Annotated in this window: 19 protein-coding genes; all 19 read left to right on the forward strand. The window is 48.0% G+C overall.

Features of this window, described 5'->3' with window-relative positions; genetic code table 11:
• The first annotated feature begins 104 nt into the window (after nt 1-104).
• The gene (hrcA, locus tag AC4PHM_RS02750) at nt 105-1,133 is read left to right on the forward strand and encodes a heat-inducible transcriptional repressor HrcA (RefSeq protein WP_492019368.1); all 1,029 of its coding nucleotides are present in this window, start codon (nt 105-107) and stop codon (nt 1,131-1,133) included.
• Between the two features lie 18 nt (nt 1,134-1,151).
• On the forward strand, nt 1,152-1,727 hold the full coding sequence (gene grpE, locus AC4PHM_RS02755) for a nucleotide exchange factor GrpE (protein ID WP_492019369.1): 576 nt from the start codon (nt 1,152-1,154) through the stop codon (nt 1,725-1,727).
• Between the two features lie 85 nt (nt 1,728-1,812).
• Nucleotides 1,813-3,645, forward strand: coding sequence for a molecular chaperone DnaK (dnaK, locus tag AC4PHM_RS02760; RefSeq protein ID WP_492019370.1), 1,833 nt, complete (start codon nt 1,813-1,815; stop codon nt 3,643-3,645).
• A gap of 116 nt (nt 3,646-3,761) precedes the next feature.
• Complete coding sequence (dnaJ, locus tag AC4PHM_RS02765) at nt 3,762-4,925, forward strand: molecular chaperone DnaJ (protein ID WP_492020447.1); 1,164 nt, start codon at nt 3,762-3,764, stop codon at nt 4,923-4,925.
• Between the two features lie 159 nt (nt 4,926-5,084).
• On the forward strand, nt 5,085-6,032 hold the full coding sequence (gene prmA / locus AC4PHM_RS02770) for a 50S ribosomal protein L11 methyltransferase (protein WP_492019371.1): 948 nt from the start codon (nt 5,085-5,087) through the stop codon (nt 6,030-6,032).
• Entirely contained in the window at nt 6,025-6,807 is a 783-nt protein-coding gene (locus AC4PHM_RS02775; RefSeq protein ID WP_492019372.1) for a 16S rRNA (uracil(1498)-N(3))-methyltransferase, read from the forward strand. Before prmA ends, AC4PHM_RS02775 begins: the two co-directional genes overlap by 8 nt.
• 3 nt (nt 6,808-6,810) lie before the next feature.
• A complete protein-coding gene (gene mtaB / locus AC4PHM_RS02780) occupies nt 6,811-8,145 on the forward strand; it encodes a tRNA (N(6)-L-threonylcarbamoyladenosine(37)-C(2))-methylthiotransferase MtaB (protein WP_492019373.1) in 1,335 nt (444 codons plus the stop codon).
• 1 nt (nt 8,146) lies between these two features.
• Complete coding sequence (locus tag AC4PHM_RS02785; protein WP_492019374.1) at nt 8,147-8,491, forward strand: histidine triad nucleotide-binding protein; 345 nt, start codon at nt 8,147-8,149, stop codon at nt 8,489-8,491.
• A gap of 140 nt (nt 8,492-8,631) precedes the next feature.
• Nucleotides 8,632-8,817, forward strand: coding sequence for a 30S ribosomal protein S21 (rpsU, locus tag AC4PHM_RS02790; RefSeq protein ID WP_291401175.1), 186 nt, complete (start codon nt 8,632-8,634; stop codon nt 8,815-8,817).
• A gap of 31 nt (nt 8,818-8,848) precedes the next feature.
• Complete coding sequence (locus tag AC4PHM_RS02795) at nt 8,849-9,295, forward strand: GatB/YqeY domain-containing protein (RefSeq protein WP_492019375.1); 447 nt, start codon at nt 8,849-8,851, stop codon at nt 9,293-9,295.
• 195 nt (nt 9,296-9,490) lie between these two features.
• The gene (locus AC4PHM_RS02800) at nt 9,491-10,558 is read left to right on the forward strand and encodes a PhoH family protein (protein ID WP_492019376.1); all 1,068 of its coding nucleotides are present in this window, start codon (nt 9,491-9,493) and stop codon (nt 10,556-10,558) included.
• Nucleotides 10,559-10,581: 23 nt separating this feature from the next.
• A complete protein-coding gene (gene ybeY / locus AC4PHM_RS02805) occupies nt 10,582-11,055 on the forward strand; it encodes an rRNA maturation RNase YbeY (protein ID WP_291401178.1) in 474 nt (157 codons plus the stop codon).
• Nucleotides 11,056-11,057: 2 nt separating this feature from the next.
• On the forward strand, nt 11,058-12,188 hold the full coding sequence (locus tag AC4PHM_RS02810) for a DUF3048 domain-containing protein (RefSeq protein ID WP_492019377.1): 1,131 nt from the start codon (nt 11,058-11,060) through the stop codon (nt 12,186-12,188).
• Between the two features lies 1 nt (nt 12,189).
• Nucleotides 12,190-12,585, forward strand: a complete 396-nt coding sequence (locus tag AC4PHM_RS02815) for a cytidine deaminase (RefSeq protein WP_492019378.1) — start codon at nt 12,190-12,192, stop codon at nt 12,583-12,585.
• Nucleotides 12,586-12,634: 49 nt separating this feature from the next.
• On the forward strand, nt 12,635-13,525 hold the full coding sequence (gene era / locus AC4PHM_RS02820) for a GTPase Era (RefSeq protein WP_492019379.1): 891 nt from the start codon (nt 12,635-12,637) through the stop codon (nt 13,523-13,525).
• A gap of 64 nt (nt 13,526-13,589) precedes the next feature.
• A complete protein-coding gene (gene mgtE, locus AC4PHM_RS02825) occupies nt 13,590-14,975 on the forward strand; it encodes a magnesium transporter (RefSeq protein WP_492019380.1) in 1,386 nt (461 codons plus the stop codon).
• A gap of 1 nt (nt 14,976) precedes the next feature.
• Nucleotides 14,977-15,798 (forward strand): DNA repair protein RecO, encoded by an 822-nt coding sequence (recO, locus tag AC4PHM_RS02830; protein WP_492019381.1) that lies wholly within the window; start codon nt 14,977-14,979, stop codon nt 15,796-15,798.
• Between the two features lie 13 nt (nt 15,799-15,811).
• Entirely contained in the window at nt 15,812-16,489 is a 678-nt protein-coding gene (locus tag AC4PHM_RS02835) for a DUF4342 domain-containing protein (protein WP_492019382.1), read from the forward strand.
• Between the two features lie 459 nt (nt 16,490-16,948).
• Nucleotides 16,949-18,334: a glycine--tRNA ligase gene (locus tag AC4PHM_RS02840; RefSeq protein ID WP_492019383.1), complete on the forward strand. Its 1,386-nt coding sequence runs from the start codon at nt 16,949-16,951 to the stop codon at nt 18,332-18,334.
• The last annotated feature ends 3 nt before the right edge of the window (nt 18,335-18,337 follow it).

An 18,337-nucleotide genomic window follows, 5' to 3' on the forward strand; every position in this document is an offset into this window, starting at 1 on the left:
GTTTTTCAGAGAAACCCTTGACAGGTGGAAGAGGCGGTGGTATTCTAAATTTGATCGAGTTAGCACTCGTCAAACATGAGTGCTAACAACAAGGATGTGAAGGCATGCAAATCAACGATCGCAAGCTGCGGATCCTGAAGCTGATAATTGATGACTTCATCGATACCGCTCAGCCCGTAGGTTCCAGAACAATAGCCAAAAAGTTCCCGGTAGGCATCAGTTCCGCGACCGTAAGAAATGAAATGGCGGACCTCGAAGAGCTGGGGTACCTGCTTCAACCTCACACATCGGCGGGGCGCATTCCTTCAGAGGAAGGGTACAGGCTCTATGTCGACCGTTTGCTGACAGACGGCCCCATTGATAAGGATCAGATGGACCTTATCAAAGGGCTGCTTCACGGCAACCTGATCGAGGTTGAGGATGTGGTCAGACAGGCGGCTCAACTGCTGAGTCAATTGACCGGCATGGTGTCTGTCATTTCATTGCCGCAATTCAAGAAGAGCCGGCTGACGAACTTCAGACTGGTCAAAATCATCCATTCGAAAGTGTTGATGATTCTTGTAGCAGATTCAGGGGTTTTTAAGTCTATCCCAATCGATTTCGTAGATGTTGAGCAGAATGAGCTGGACACCCTTTCGGATCTTATTCGGGAGCGGTTCAACGAGCGCCATATTGAAGAGATCGACATCAGGAAGATGGGCGCCCTCATGGTGGAATACCCAGAGTACCGCCGAGTCCTTGAGTATCTTCTCCCCATTGTCAGGGAGACGTTCAGGGAATTCGACCGACTTGAGTATGTCATTGAAGGTAAAGACAGAATTTATGCCATGCAGGACTTTGAAGAGCGACAGAAGGCCAAATTGCTATCGGAGGCCCTCGAACAAAACAAAATTGTGGAACGTCTGATCGGTGTTCTCGAGCATGAAGGTATTTCCGTCAGAATTGGTTCGGAAATTGGTCTTGAGGCATTTTCCAGCTGCAGTGTGGTGTCGACCCCTTACCGAGTCAATAATTCACCAGCCGGCAAAATCGCGCTATTGGGACCCACCCGCATGGATTATGGTCATTCCATGACTATGGTAAACTATATAAGGGAAACTCTATCCGAGCTTTTTTCAGGCATCCACTTATAAGACAGGCAGGTGTAAAGATTGAAAAAACAAACACATAAGGAGCAGGAACCAGTACTTGAAATGGATCCGCTTCAGTCAAAAGAAAATGGGGTGGCCGATGGTCACCTGGAAACGCCCGAGCCCCAGGAAAATGGCGCAGACAAGGAAATTCAGCGCCTGACGGAGGAGTTGGCCGCTAAAAGTGATGCCTTCCTGCGTCTGACCGCTGAATATCAGAACTACAGAAGGCGCGTCGAAAAAGAAAAGCAGGAACTGATCAAATATGGCAACGAAAAACTCGTCGTCGATCTCCTGAAGGTTCTTGACAATTTCGACAGAGCCTTGAGCGCGGTGGATTACGACTGTGAAGAGAACAAAAATCTTATCAGTGGTATAGAAATGATTCGCAAAAGTTTAAGTGACCTCTTGAAGGACTATGGTGTTGAATCCATCGAGGCAGTCGGTCAAATCTTTGATCCGATCATGCATCACGCAGTTATGACTGAAGCTGCTGAGGGCGTAGCGCCTGAAACGGTCCTCGATGAATTCCAAAAAGGCTACACCTTGAACCAAAAGGTGATTCGTCCGTCCATGGTTAAAGTAGCCGCGCACTGATCCACTTGACGTGCAGTGTTGTGAGTCTGTCTCTCATCAATTATAAATGACAATTAATCTGAATTTATATTAGGAGGAAATCAGAATGGCAAAAGTTATAGGTATTGACCTTGGCACCACCAACTCCTGTGTCTCTGTTCTCGAGGGCGGAGAGCCGGTTGTAATTCCAAACGCGGAAGGCAACAGAACCACCCCTTCCGTAGTTGCATTCACCAAGAGCGGGGAAAGACTCGTCGGAGAAACCGCTAAGCGTCAGGCGATCACGAACCCTGAGAGAACCATTGCTTCCATCAAGCGCAACATGGGTAAAGATTTCCATGTCGAAATTGACGGAAAGAATTATACGCCACAGGATATCTCCGCTATGATTCTTCAGAAGCTCAAGGCAGATGCTGAAGCTTATCTCGGCGAAAAAGTCACCGAAGCGGTCATCACTGTACCTGCGTACTTCTCTGACGCTCAGCGCCAGGCGACCAAAGATGCCGGCAGAATAGCGGGTCTCGACGTCAAGCGAATTATCAACGAGCCGACTGCTGCATCACTTTCCTATGGTCTCGACAAAACAGACAAGCAGCAAAAAATCCTCGTCTTTGACCTTGGCGGCGGTACCTTTGACGTCTCCGTCCTCGAAATTGGCGACGGTGTCTTCGAAGTTCTCGCGACTAACGGCAATAACCACCTCGGTGGTGATGACTTTGATGAAGTTGTCGTTAACTTCCTTGCTGACAGCTTCAAAAAAGAAAATGGCATCGATCTCATAAAAGACAGAATGGCGCATCAGCGCCTCAAAGAAGCGGCTGAAAAAGCGAAGAAAGAGCTTTCAACCGTTCAAACTACTAATATTAACCTGCCGTTTATCACTGCGACTGCAGATGGTCCTCTTCACCTCAACATGGACCTGACCCGCGCGAAATTTGATCAATTGACAGAGCATCTGGTAAATTTGACCATTGAGCCGCTCAAGAAAGCCCTTGCAGACGCAAACCTTCAACCCGGCGAGCTCGATCAGGTCATCCTTGTAGGCGGATCTACAAGGACACCTGCAGTACAGGCTGTGGTCAAGAAATACACCAACAAAGATCCGCATAAAGGCATTAACCCGGATGAGTGTGTCGCCCTCGGCGCTGCCATTCAGGCAGGCGTCCTCTCCGGCGAAGTTCACGACGTATTGCTCCTGGACGTCACACCGCTTTCTCTTGGCATCGAGACCCTTGGCGGTGTCTTCACCAAGCTGATCGAGAGAAATACCACCATTCCTACCAAGAAGAGCCAGATCTTCTCCACTGCGGCTGACAACCAGACTGCAGTTGATATTCACGTCCTTCAGGGCGAGCGTCCTATGTCCAAAGACAACGTTACCCTTGGCCGCTTCCAGCTCGACGGCATTCCTCCTGCAAGACGCGGTGTGCCACAGATCGAAGTCACCTTTGACATTGACGCCAATGGTATTGTTCATGTTGGTGCCAAGGATCTCGGCACAGGCAAAACGCAGCACATCACAATTACTGCCACAACCAATCTGAATGAAGAAGAGATTCAGAAGAAAGTCAGAGAAGCAGAAATGTTTGCCGAAGAAGACCTCAAGGTCAAAGAGCTTGCAGAAGTCAGAAACAACGCAGACAACATGATTTACGAATCTGAAAAAGCTCTCGGCGAAATTGGCGATGGCGCGACAGAGTCAGAAAAAGCAGATCTCAAAGAGAAAATTGAAGCTGCGAAAAAAGCTCTGGAAGGCAGCGACGCAGAAGCCATCAAGGCAGCAGTTGAAGCATTGACCAACGCTTTCCATCCGATCGCTCAAAAAATGTATGAAAAAGCCTCTCAAGAAGCCCAGGCTAATGCCGGCGCAAGTGACTCGACATCCCATCCTACGGGCGACGATACAGTCGTCGACGCCGATTACGAAGTCGTGGATTAATAACTGAAAAAACGCCTGGCGTCCAGTGAATTCTAGCTTGCTTGAGCTTACTGGACGCTTTGCAAATCTATTATGCACAGGTGTTTTACCGATCCATCGAAAGAAAGGCGGTAGGGATTTTGGACAAAAGGGATTATTATGAGGTTCTAGGCGTCGCCAGAGGTGCCTCTGAGGATGAAATAAAAAAAGCGTTTAGAAAACTGGCGATGAAGTACCATCCCGACAAAAACCCGGATAATAAAGAGTCTGAAGCGAAATTTAAAGAGATCAACGAGGCCTATGAAGTTCTCAGCGATACGGAAAAACGCAATCTTTATGATCAGTTCGGGCATGCCGGCGTAAACCAGAATACTGGCGGATATGGCGGCGCTGGCGGATTTGGCGATTTTGGCGGTTTTGAGGACATCCTGAATGAAATGTTCGGCGGCGGATTCGGCGGTTTCCGTTCAAGCGGACGACGCGCGGGTCCGACTAAAGGTGCGGACCTCAGGGTGGACTTAACACTGACTTTTGTTGAGGCTGCTTTTGGCGTCGAAAAAAAGATCGAGTTCTATCGCACTGAAGATTGCCATACGTGTGGCGGCACTGGTGCAGAGGAAGGCTCAAAGGTCAATACATGTGCTCAGTGCGGCGGCGCAGGCGAGGTTAAATATGCCCAGCGCAGTCTCTTTGGCGAGACAATTTCCGTACGCCCATGTCAAGCGTGCGGCGGAACAGGCAAAACAATAGATAAACCTTGTCACACCTGTAAAGGCAAAGGAAAAGTCAAAAAGAAACGTACCATTGATGTCAAAATTCCTGCAGGCGTTTCAACCGGAAATCAAATGACGCTTAGGGAAGAGGGCGATTTGGGCGCCAAAGGCGGTCCTAGAGGGGATGTCTATGTCGTACTCAAGGTACTTGCCCACGACACCTTTAAACGAGATGGCAATGACATCTTCTGTGATATTGAAATCTCCTACACTCAGGCTGTGCTTGGAGATGAGGTCACCGTACCGACCCTCGACGGAAAAGTGTCTTATAAGATTCCGGAAGGCACTCCAAGCGGGAAAACCTTTCGACTCAAAGGTAAAGGTGTGCCGGTCCTCAATGGCTATGGCCGCGGCGACCAGTATGTTCGCGTCATAGTTAAGATTCCGACAAAACTAAGCGACAAGCAGAAAGAAGCGCTCAAAGCCTTTGCAGAGTCTATGGGAGAAAAGCTTGAAACTGAAAAAACGGACCAGCCCAAAGGTGAAAAAAAGTTTTTTGAGAAGGTTAAAGAAGCCTTTAACAATTGAACCTTAGATCTATTGCCAGGCGCAGACCTGAAACGGCATTCGTTCACATAAAACGAACGCTGCTTCAGGTCTGCTTTGCTGTAAATTAAGAAGGAAGTTGTGATATAATTTCAGCAGGAATTGTAATTTGTTGTAGTAAACCGTATTGGAGGAGAAACCATGAATTGGTTTGAAGTCAAAGTCAAAACAACTTCAATGGCAGTTGATGCTGTCACAAATTTATTATATGAGTTGGGCGCTCAGGGGATAGTCGTTGAGGACCCCAATGACCCAATTTTCAATGAAGGCTATGAAGGGGACTGGGATTACTTTGACCGAAGTGAGATTAAATTCGAGTTTGAAGGTGCACTGGTCAAAGCCTACATGGAAACGGAGGCGCCTGAAGCCCTAATTCCGGTGATTCAGGCGCAAGTCGCTGACCTTTCTACCTTCGGTTTAGACCCCGGTCTTGGAGAAGTTGAGATAAAAGAAGTCAGAGAGTCTGACTGGGCCAATGAATGGAAAAAATACTACCATCCCGTTCGCATAGGCAGACATTTGATTATCAAGCCGTCCTGGGAGCAGGTTCTTGACGCTGAGCCGCTCGACTTGGTGATTGAACTGGATCCGGGCGGTGCTTTCGGTTCCGGGACACATGAGACTACCACTATGTGCGCGGAACTTCTGGAAGAAAATCTTGTACAGGGCAGCAAGGTTTACGATATTGGCTGTGGCAGCGGCATTTTGGCCATAGTGGCTGCGAAACTCGGTGCCGGGGAAGTCGTTGCGGCAGATATTGATCCTGCGGCAGTGGAAGTCACGAGAGAAAATGTCGAGGCCAATCAAGTTTCTGACGTGATCCAAGTCTGTGAAGGTGATCTGATGCAGGTTGTAGATTCGCCGGCGGACCTCGTCGTGACCAATATCATAGCGGATGTTGTCGCATCACTTGCGGACAGTATGAAATCCTATTTGAACCCGGGGGCAGTATGGATCAGTTCCGGAATTTTGGACAAAAAGCTGCCAATAGTCCTTGAAGCCATGTCTAAAAATGGATACGACGTCCTGGAAGTGCGTGAGAGAGGAGAATGGCGAGCGCTTCTGGTGCGCGCCGGCGAACATGCATAGACTATTTGTTGGTCAGGCCATTAAAGAATGCCCGTGTACGGTACGCGTTGAGTCTCAGGAGGAAGTGCACCACGCGCTGCGGGTGCTTCGGCTGGTTGAAGGGGACCGCATTGAGCTGACGGATGCAGATGGCAGAGAATTTATTGCTGAAATAAAGACGGCGCTCTTGAGTCAGACTTCAGACAGCGTCATGGAAGTGTTGTGCCTTGAGAAGATTGAAATCCACAGGGAGTCTCCTGTCGAGATAACATTGTTTCAAGGACTTCCCAAGCACGACAAATTGGAGTTTATTATTCAGAAAGCGGTCGAACTGGGTGCAGTTAAAATTGTACCCGTGGAGTGTGAGCGATCTGTTTCCAGAATAAGGGATGCAAAGGATGCAGCCAAGAAAACAGAGCGCTGGAACCGGATTGCCCACGAGGCGGCAAAGCAGTCCAAGCGTTCAATAGAGCCCGGGGTCTCAGAGCCTGTCAAGCTGAAGGCAATCCGTGAGTTCACCTCTCAGGATGAACTCAAGCTCCTGGCGTATGAAGGGGCAGCACTTAAACCGCTGATGGAACATTTGGAGGAAGCGCGGCAGCGTGATGATCTGCAGCGTCGGGTGGCGATCATGATCGGGCCGGAAGGCGGTCTGACTGATAAAGAAGTGCATCAGCTGAGTGAGATGGGATTTATAACTATCGGCCTCGGTCCTAGAATCCTTAGGACAGAGACTGCAGGCCTGGCACTGCTGAGCATTATTCAGTATGTACTTGGTGATATGGGAGGAAGGTAACACGTGTCAAGAACAGTAGCATTTTCAACATTGGGATGCAAAGTCAATCAATACGAATCGGACGCTATGGCGAAGCTGTTCAGGGATCGCGGCTATGATGTTGTCCATGAGAATGACCCAGCAGATGTTTACGTCATCAATACCTGTACCGTCACCAACCTTGGCGACCGGAAATCCAGGTCTATAGCCAGAAGGGCGAGGCGGCAGAATCCCATGGCGATCATCGCTGTGGTTGGCTGCTATGCGCAGGTGGCAGCGGACGAGGTCATGCGGATTGAAGGGGTCAATCTGGTGCTCGGCACCAATGAGCGGATGAAAATTGTGGACTACATTGAGGACCTTGGTCCCTGGGACAAAGTCAGCGCCGTTGGCGACATCATGGAGGTCGCTGAATTTGAAGAGCTTCAAATTGACGAGCATGGCGACCGGACCAGAGCGTTTATCAAGATTCAGGAAGGCTGCAACCAGTACTGCAGTTATTGCATTATCCCTTACGCCCGAGGCAGGATACGCAGCCGGAGTATCGATCATATAGAATCTGAGGTCACGAGGCTCGTCGGGCATGGGTTCAGCGAGTTTGTCCTGACGGGCATTCATATCGCGTCTTATGGCAGGGAGGTTGAGAAATCAGAGGCGGAGGCGCAGGCACTGAGTCTGATTGATGTCATTGAGCGCGTGGACGCAATAGAAGGCGTCAAGCGACTCAGGCTTGGCTCCATAGAACCCATGCTGATGACAGCAGAATTTGTGGAACGTCTCAGCCGGTTGAAATCCGTGTGCCCTCATTTCCACTTATCTTTGCAAAGCGGATCGGATCCTGTCCTAAAGCGTATGAACCGTAAATATTCCGCTACGGAGTTTATGGAAGTCGTAGAGCGTTTGAAAACCAAATTTGACAGGCCGTCACTGACCACGGACATCATAGTCGGTTTTCCGGGGGAAACTGAAGAGATGTTCATGGACACTGTGAGACTTGCGTCACAGGTTGGCTTTGCGAAGATTCACGTTTTTCAGTATTCTGCCAAAACAGGGACACCTGCTGCGACCATGAAGGATCAGGTGGATCACTCAGTCCGTCATGAACGCAGCGAGCGTTTGATCGCGATTCAGGACCAGCTTGAGTCCAACTATAACAGACAGTGGCTGGGCAGTGTCAAAGAAGTGTTGTTTGAAGGGGTTCCTGAACTGGGTATAAAAGAAATCGAAGGTCTGACTCCGGATTATCTCAGAGTTAAAGTTGAGGCTGGCCCCGGCTGGATTGGAAAGATTGCCAGGGTTAAACTTGAAGCACTGACGGAGCACGGGTTTGTGGGTTCATTAATGGATGAGGAGGCATAGTATGCAGGATTGTTTATTTTGTAAGATCGCAGGTGGTGAAATACCGTCCAAAAAGGCATATGAAGATGATCAGGTCGTCGTATTTCACGACATTTCGCCTGTCGCGCCGGTGCACGTTTTGATTGTACCAAAAAAGCATCTGGCTTCGACGAACGACCTCAGTGAAGCAGAGTCCGGATTGATTGCTCATGTCTTTAAAGTGGCTGTCAAGGTGGCCTCGGAACTTGGTCTTACAGAAAACGGATACAGGATTGTCAACAATTGCGGAAAAGATGGCGGTCAGACTGTGGAGCATCTGCATTTCCATCTTTTAGGCGGTCGCTATCTGGACTGGCCTCCGGGTTGATAAAAAAGGTGCAATGCGAAATACAGTTGCTTTTTGAATGCTCCTAATGTATAATGTCCTAGTATTCTGTTATTATTCCTCTGTAACGACAGCGGTGCTGTCACCAGAATGCAAGTTTGACACGGGGGGAGGGAATAGCTGTGGCAGGAATTAAAGTTGGAGCTACCGAAACAATAGATAGTGCACTTAGACGTTTTAAGAAAGAGACGTCAAAAGCTGGCGTCCTTGCGGAAGTCAAAAAAAGAAAACATTACGAAAAGCCAAGCGTACAACGCAAGAAGAAGTCCGAGGCTGCGAGAAGAAAGAGCAAGAGCAAATCTTTCTAGTCGCTCTCCTTGGAAGTCAGGGGTGAGTTGAATGAGCTTGAAAGATTTGTTGATGCAGGACCTCAAGACTGCCATGCAGGAAAAGGACGTTCTTAAAAAAACGACCGTCACCATGCTCCGCGCGGCTGTTAAACAGGTTGAAGTCGATCAACGCGTAGAACTTCTTGATCAGGATATTGTGGAAATTGTCGCCAGGCAAATCAAACAGAAACGAGCGGCCATTGAAGAATTCGCTAAAGGCGGCCGTCAGGATTTGGTAGATGAAGCATTGGCAGAAATCCATATCTTAGAAGCCTACCTTCCGGAACAGCTTACAGAGGAGCAAATCAAAGCCATGGTTTTGGAGGCGATCGCTGAAACAGGCGCGTCTTCTCCTAAAGACATGGGAAAAGTCATGGCTATCATGACACCTAAGACGAAAGGTCTGGCAGACGGGAAACTGGTTGCCACACTCGTCAAGGAACAATTAAATCAGTAATAACGAGGCCGCTGATTAAGCGGCCTTTTTTTTTATGTTACAACGATATTACGGTCCGTCGGGTTGAGTTTGGGGACGCGGACCGTAATAATTATTTCAGATGGATTTTTGCATCCTTTTAACGCCTAAACCAATGGATTGTGTTAAAATTAAAGTCAGGATGTTGAATAGTTACAGAAAGGGTGGATCGATCGATTGGAGACACATGAACGCAGAATAAGTGTAGATAATTTGGAAATTCTTTATAAATTGTTTGGAAACCTGGACGAAAACTTGATGCGCATTGAAAATGCCTTTAAAATCAAGCTTGCTTCGAGAGATGGCGAAGTCATCATCATAGGAGAAGATCAAACGGTTCATGTCGTGGAAAAACTGATTGAGGTTCTGATTGGCGCCATAAAAGCCGGCGAAGTCCTGGATGCCCAGAAACTGGACTATTTCATAACCATGTTCAGGGAAGGTGAAGGCGACAAACTGCCCGGGCTTTCAGACGCCATACTCGTGGTCACGTCAAAGGGAAAGTTTGTCAAACCCAAGACCCTTGGCCAGCAGAAATACGTCAAAGCCATTCAGAAGCACGACGTCACCTTTGGCATAGGTCCGGCCGGCACTGGCAAAACTTATCTGGCGGTTGCTATGGCGGTTAAGGCTTTTAAGAATGACGAAGTCTCCAGAATTGTCATAACACGACCTGCGGTTGAGGCGGGGGAGAGTCTTGGATTTTTGCCCGGAGATCTGCAGATGAAAGTCGACCCCTATTTGAGGCCGCTGTACGATGCGCTTTATGATATTCTTGGGACAGAGACCTATTTGAAATATAAGGAACGCGGATTGATCGAAGTCGCGCCGCTGGCCTATATGCGCGGCAGAACGCTGGACAACAGCTTTATCATTCTGGACGAAGCACAGAATACAACCATTGAACAAATGAAAATGTTTCTGACGCGTTTTGGTTTTGGTTCGAAAGTGGTAGTCAATGGGGATGTTACTCAGATCGACTTGCCTTCCGGGAAAAAGTCAGGGCTGGTTCATGCTGCCGAGGTACTTAAATCCGTTGAAGAAATTTCAATGGTCGAATTTACGGATCGGGACGTTGTCAGACATACCCTGGTACGGCGCATAATTCAGGAATACGACAAATATGAAAAGCGGCTTCAGTATAAAGAAGAAGCCAAAAAGGAAGCCAAACAGGAATCCAAACAGAATGCAAGGTATAAAAAGAGCCGCGAGTCACAAGACGGACGCGGTCAGGGAAGAGGATAAAATTCGGATAGGGGGCAATGGAGATGGTGCATATCAATTTTCAGGACCGGCAGGACCGTAAATCCGTACCTGAATCGCTGGTCGCCAAATTGACAGAGGTCATTGAAATGGCACTCGAATATGAAAACCTTGAAGACTATGAGTGCGAGGTCGATCTGACATTAGTAGACGACGCTGAGATCCATCAGCTCAACCTCGAGCACAGAAGGATTGACAAAGTTACGGATGTCCTCTCATTCCCACAGTACGACGCTATAAAAGATATGGAGGACCTTCCTGATCCTATGTATTTGGGTGACATTGTCATTAGTGTAGAGAGAGCACTGGCTCAGGCAAATGACTATAAGCACAGTTTTGAACGTGAAATGTGTTTTTTGACAGCCCATAGCATGCTTCATCTCTTTGGTTATGACCACGAAACTGATGAAGACCAAAAGCAGATGCGCGCACTTGAAGAGTCCATTCTAGAAGAACTTGGCATTACCCGTGAGGTGTAGTCATGTGGCGGGCTGCTTGGCGACTGACTGACAATGTGATTCCTGACAACCTTTCAGTGAGAAAAAATAGGCTTTACAGACTGGTTACCCTATCGTTATTATTGTTTGTGACTACCGCACTTGCAGGCTGTACTACCGGGACTTCTGTAACTGAATCGGAAACCGAGGCTCAAGTGCCTGTTGAAGAACCGGTCACAGCCCCGGAACCAGAACCAGAGCCCGTTGTCGAGCTGCCCTCAGAAGACAGCCAAGTCTGGACAGCTCGCTGGCTGATTGACCGTCCTGTCTTTGTCATGATGGATAATCACGCTGGCGCCAGGCCTCAGTCGGGTTTAAAAGAGGCACTATTCGTTTACGAGATGCTGGCTGAGGGCAACATTACCCGCTACATGGCTGTTTTTACCGGTACAGGGGACTATGAAGTCGGACCAATCAGAAGTGCAAGGCCTTATTTTATTAACAGGGCCCTTGAGTATGACGGCCTGTATGTTCATGTAGGCGGATCACCTCAAGCTTTTTCTGACCTGTCCAAACTCAAAGTGGCGGACATTGACGGCTTATCTGCTGGGAGGAATATTTTCTGGAGAAGAAGCCACAAAAAAATACCCCATAATATGTACTCAACTCTGAATGCGGTTCGAAAAGACGCAGACAGGAAAAAATTCCGGGTTGAACCGGAGTTTGATATTCCTGTATATGCGAAGACCGCAGCACCGCCTTCTGTAGATCAGGCAAGTTCTGTAAAACTGGTATACAGACAGGGCAGCAGCGGTTATGTTTCAGGGTATCTCTATGATGAGGCATTAAAAGCCTATGGTCGTCAGGTCAACGGTGCGCCGCATGTGGACGAACTGGACAAGTCGCCTCTTATGGTGACGAATATCATTATTCAAACTGTCAGAACGAAAACTTTGGACAATGAAGGCCGGTTGGTTATGGATGACGTTGGTACAGGCCAAGGCTGGTATATGAGCATGGGAGCCCGAATTCCAATCCAATGGGAAAAAGCGGACCGTCGCGCTCAAACAATCTATAAAACCGAAGAGGGCACGGCTATAGAACTTAATCCTGGAGTGACCTGGATCCAGGTTGTTCCCCAGTGGCTGGAGCCAGTCTGGAATGAGGGGGCATAGTATGGAGATCACTTATGAAAAACTGATAGAGATGGCTTATGAAGCAATGCGTTTTGCCTATACACCTTATTCGAAGTTCAATGTGGGCGCTGCGCTCTTGACAGACACCGGTAGTGTCTACACAGGCTGCAACATTGAGAGCGCTTCTTATGGCGCTACAAACTGTGCAGAGCGTACAGCGCTGTTTAAAGCAGTCTCAGAGGGGCAAAGGAATTTTAAGGCCATTGCGATTGTCAGTGAATCAAAGCTGCCAACCTATCCTTGTGGCATTTGTCGCCAAATGCTGATGGAATTCGGCGATCTGGACGTCATTCTGGACCGCGGGGGAACTCCCGTCGTTCACAGACTGTCCGAGCTGCTTCCACATTCTTTTACACAGGCAGATTTAAAAATTTAACAAACAGTCTTTCACTTAAGTTTTACCTTATAGGTCAGGAGGAAATTAGTTGCCATTCAAATCAGGCTTTGTTTCAATCATAGGCAGACCGAATGTTGGGAAATCAACACTTCTTAACGCGATAACCGGCGAAAAAATCGCCATTATGTCAGATAAGCCACAGACGACCCGCAATAGAATTCAAGCAATTTACACGACGAAGGATAGCCAGATTATTTTTGTAGACACACCTGGCATGACAAGAGCCAAAAATAAGCTGGGTGATTTCATGATCAAAACCGCGCTGGATACCTTGAAGGAAGTGGATGCCATCATTTTTATGGTGGATGACTCCCTGTCCCTCGGACCGTCTGACAAGTTTATCCTTGAGCATCTCCAGAGCGTCAAGACCCCTGTGATTCTCGCCATCAACAAAGTAGACAAGATCATGCCTGAGCAATATGCCATCATTACTAAATTATACAGTGAGTACAGTTTCATTAAGGATATTGTCAGTTTGTCGGCGCTCCAGGGCGCCAATGTCAATGTCGTGATCGATAAAGTGATTGGATATCTTCCTGAAGGACCTATGTATTATCCGGGGGACATGATTACGGATCAGCCTGAGCGTGCCATAGTCGCAGAGATTATCCGTGAAAAACTGCTGCACTATTTGGATCAGGAAGTGCCCCATGGGGTCGCAGTTGAGATTGAAGCCATGAAGAATCGTGAAAACAGCGACATGGTGGATATTAGGGCCGTTATTGTCTGTGAGCGCGAAAGTCATAAAGGGATCATCATCGGTAAAGGCGGACGAAAGTTAAAGGGCGTGGGCAAAAGCGCCAGAGAGGAAATTGAGCGCCTTTTGGGATCCAAAGTCTTTCTGGAGCTCTGGGTCAAGGTTCGCCCAGGTTGGCGGGACAATGATCTGATGCTCAAGAACTTTGGCTACAAGGAATAATTCCTGACAAATTTTGGACTCAGAATTGAATGACCATTATAGAAACAAAGCTCGGGGGTGACGTATGGCAAATCTTCAGGAGATCGAACAAGAGGAATTGATAAAACAGTTGGTAGAGCTCCTCGAGCTGGGAGCTTACGAGGCTGTTCGAACATTGGATGAAAAGCTGCACTACGCCGACCGGGCTGAAATTCTCGAGGAACTCAGCGAGGAACACAGGCAGGCTTATTTTGAATTACTTGACTTTGAGGATGCCTCTGAGGTCCTTGAGGAAGTTGGCTCCGAGTTATTCTCCGAATTGATCGAGGGCATGGATGAAGACAAGAGGTCCCGCGTCATAGACAATATGGCCCAGGACGACATTGTCGACAAGCTTTCGGGACTGACTGAAGAAAAGCAGGAAGAGCTGCTGTCCTATATGGATGAGGAGATTGCCTCCGAGGTTGAGATCCTCCTCGAATATGATGAGGACTCTGCCGGCGGACGTATGACGAAGGATTACGTCACGCTTACCACCGAAATGACCATTGATGAAGCGATCACTTACCTCAGGCATCATGCGCCAGGCGCTGAAACCATTTATTATGTCTTTGTGACGAATGAAGAGGGTGTTCTGACCGGGGTCATATCCCTGCGCCAGCTCATTGTGGCCGCGCCGGAAACGAAGATCAGCGAAATCATGAATGAAAACGTCATCTCGGTTTATGATGATGAGGACCAGGAAGAGGTTGCCAGACTCTTTTCCAAATATGACTTTATGGTTATGCCGGTCGTAGACAAGGAAGAGAAACTCAAGGGTATCATAACCGTTGACGACATTCTCGACGTCATCGAGGAAGAGGCTACGGAGGATATCTATAAGTTCGCGGGTTCATCGGATCTGGAGATCTACGAGGAAGACGACGCTTCCTGGCTGCGGGTCGTGCGCTCTGTGCGTTCCCGGCTGCCCTGGCTGGTCATCACGATCTTTGGAGGGCTATTGTCAGCCAATGTGGTAGCGCGTTATCAGGGGACGCTGGATGCCCATTCCGCACTGGCTATGTTCATGCCGTTATTGGCAGGTATGGGCGGCAATGTTGGCACCCAGTCCTCGACCATAACGGTCAGAAGCATCGCCATAGGGTATGTGGAAGGGAAAGAGGCCGTCCGGACCTTTCTCCTTGAAGTAGCGACGGGTTTTATTGTGGGACTTGTCTGCAGTCTGATAGTCGGAATTGCAGCCTCCATGACGAACGGCAGCCCTATGATCAGCTTGATTGTTGGGATTGCTATGTTCTCTAATATTCTGACTGCCGCAGCCATAGGAACGCTGGTGCCGATGGTTTTTAAAAAGCTCGGTGTCGATCCGGCAGTAGCTTCCGCGCCATTTATCTCTACAACCGTTGATATCACGGGACTCACCATATATTTTTCCCTCGCGACGTTACTCATTGGAAAGTGGATGGTCTAACATGCTGTTAACGACAAAAGCCATAGTCTTATCCAAGCGAAAACTGGAGGATAATGATGCTCTGATCACTTTGATGACAGAGCGTTCCGGGAAACTGAAGGCTATAGCTAAGGGTGCCAAATCCTCAAGATCCATGATTGCCGCGACGACGCAGCCCTTTACCCTGGGGGAATTTGTACTGGATTTGGGGGCGTCCTGGAACCGCGTCAGAAGTGTGGATGTGCTTGAATCTTTTCGCCACATACAAGAAGATCTGTTGCTGATGGGGTATGGTGCGTATTTTCTCGAAACAGCCTCGCAGCTGCTTCAGGAGGGTGAAGAAAACAGAGGGTTGTTTCAATTGCTTTCGGAGGTTCTGGCAGGGCTCAATGCCTATGACCATCGGCAAAAAACAAAAAAAGAGGCGTCTGAGATTGGTTCTGAACTTTCAAGCGGGGAGGTGGCTGATCCGCCCTTGCACCTTGACCTGGATTGGGTGAAAATAGTCTATGAGCTAAAGCTTCTCTCGACCATGGGCTTTGATATTGAACTCAAACGCTGTGTCCGCTGCGGTGCTGAGGGGGCTCATATTGACTTCAGCGTCCCCGAGGGAGGCGCAGTTTGCAGAAACTGCTTGGTGGAAGGTGATGACCGGATTGGGCGCATGCTGTTTAACATTATGGATTATGTCAAGAAACAAAGCATAGACGTATTGATGGGGACAAAAATAAATCGTTTATACGTCCGCAAATTGGATATCTTATGTATGAGATTTATGAAGCAGCATTTGGGGTATCAAGACTTTAAGAGCTTGGAATTCCTGAAAGCCATACGAAAAGTTTGAGGAGAGTGATCAAATGAGCACAGTTACAATTGAAATGGTCGACGAGGTCCGCAATAGAACGGACGCGGATTACAAACTTGCCAAAGAAGCTCTCGAAATATGCAATGGAGACGTACTCGAAGCTGTGATCTACATTGAATCACTGAAATCTACGGGTGAAAAGCAACGCAGTGAGTTCATCAACCGCGGTACAGAGTTGATCGAAAAACTGAGAGAGCTCGTCAGCAAAGGTGTCATCACTCGAATTCTCGTGGTTAAAAACGAAAATCAAGTCATGAATATTCCGGTACTTGCAGGCGGTGTGGCCGCTCTGGTATTTACCACAGCTACCATTGCGGGTATTCTGGCGGCGGTCGCAACAGGCTGTCACATTAAAGTCGTCAAGGAGAATGGCGAGGTTCTTGATCTCAATGACATGACTGAGGAATCCTTTAAGAATTTTGTCGACGCGACAGAGAAAACAGTTCAGAACGTCAAGGACAAGCTGAAGAAATCCAGTGACTCTGAAGTCAGTGCTGATTCTGAGGATGAGTTTGCCCATGATCCTGATGGGGTGACCATTGTGGTGGATGAAGAAGAAATTAAGTCCTACGAGAAAGAGGACGACCACTATTATGGTGAAGGTCATTTTATGGAAGACGGCGCGGTTGAAGAGGAACATAAAGGCCATAAAAACGCGCATCACAAGTAAAGCTCTCGTATGAAGCGACTAAATGCGACCATTTTTTGACAAGATATGTGATTTTGTCACTTCATAGTCAGTTTTATTAATTGTTTCTGAAAATGGATTAAAGTGCGGATTTTCCGGCTGGACAAGCCCAGGAAGCCTGTGGTACAATCCATTTAAATTCAAATGGATGCAGAGAAGAAGAAGAGTAAAAGGTGAGGACATTCAAGAGAGCCGGCGTCAGGTGCGAGTCCGGCATGAAATCCCTTTGAAGGCGCTTTGGAGCATCATCTCAAAGTGGGCGTTTTGCCAACTAGGGTGGAACCGCGGAAGATAGACTCTTTCGTCCCTAACCGGGATGAAAGGGTCTTTTTTTGCTAGGATGAATAGTCCGGCGGTGTGACACGGATCTGAACTTCATAGCGCCAACATTCTTTAAGTTTCTGATGACTATTCATTCATTACAGTACGGGAGGGTTTCTGATGTCAAAAGTAACTATGGAAAAAATTGTTTCACTATCCAAAACCCGCGGTTTTGTCTTTCCGGGTTCTGAAATTTATGGCGGTTTGGCCAACACGTGGGATTATGGTCCTTTGGGTGTCGAGCTCAAGAATAATGTCAAGAAGGCCTGGTGGAAGAAGTTTGTCCAAGAGTCCAAATACAATGTTGGCCTGGATGCGGCAATTTTGATGAATCCGGCCACTTGGGTGGCATCCGGCCATGTGGGTGGTTTCGCTGATCCACTGATGGATTGTAAGTCGTGTAAAGCGCGGTTTAGGGCGGACAAACTTATTGAAGACCATTTTATGGAAATAGGCCATGAAGGTGTTGTGGATGGCTGGCCTAAAGAAAAGATGGAGGCTTATATACAAGAGCATGGCATTAAATGCCCGGAGTGCGGCAAAAAGGACTTTACGGGGATTCGTCAGTTTAATCTCATGTTTAAGACGTTCCAAGGCGTAACCGAAGATTCCAGTACGCAGATCTTCCTGAGGCCTGAAACTGCTCAGGGGATTTTTGTAAATTTCAAAAACGTTCAGCGGGCTTCCAGAAAGAAAGTGCCTTTTGGCATTGCCCAGGTTGGCAAATCCTTCAGAAACGAAATCACACCGGGCAACTTTACGTTCAGGACGCGTGAATTTGAGCAAATGGAACTCGAATTTTTCTGCGCACCTGGTGAGGATCTTGAATGGTTTAATTATTGGAAGCAATTCTGTCTGGATTGGCTGAAGAACCTCAATATGAAAGAGACTTCCGTTCGTTCGCGTGATCATGCCAAGGAGGAGCTCTCCCACTATTCCAATGCCACAACGGATATAGAATTCCTATTTCCATTTGGCTGGGGCGAGCTGTGGGGAATTGCTGACAGAACGGATTTTGACCTCAAAGCGCACATGACCCATTCCGGCGAAGATCTTCGCTATATTGACCCCATGACTAATGAGAAATATGTGCCGTATTGTATCGAGCCTTCTCTTGGCGCGGATCGCGTCACGCTGGCATTTCTTGTGGATGCTTACGAAGAGGAGACCCTTGAGGATGGCTCAGATCGTGTGGTCATGAAGTTCCATCCTGCGCTTGCGCCTTTTAAAGCAGCTGTTTTTCCGCTTGCCAAAAAGCTGAATGATGAAGCGATTAAAGTCTTTGAAATGCTTTCCAAAGACTTTATGGTGGATTACGACGACTCCGGCAGCATAGGCAAGCGATATCGCAGACATGACGAGATTGGAACGCCATTTTGCATTACCTTTGACTTCGACTCCCTTGAAGATGGCCAAGTTACGGTCAGAGACAGAGATACAATGACACAGAAAAGAGTCCCAATCAACGAATTGGCTGCGCTGATCCGTCAGAGCCAGGAATTCTAAGAA

The sequence above is a fragment of the Acidaminobacter sp. QWL-03 genome, from assembly GCF_058683855.1.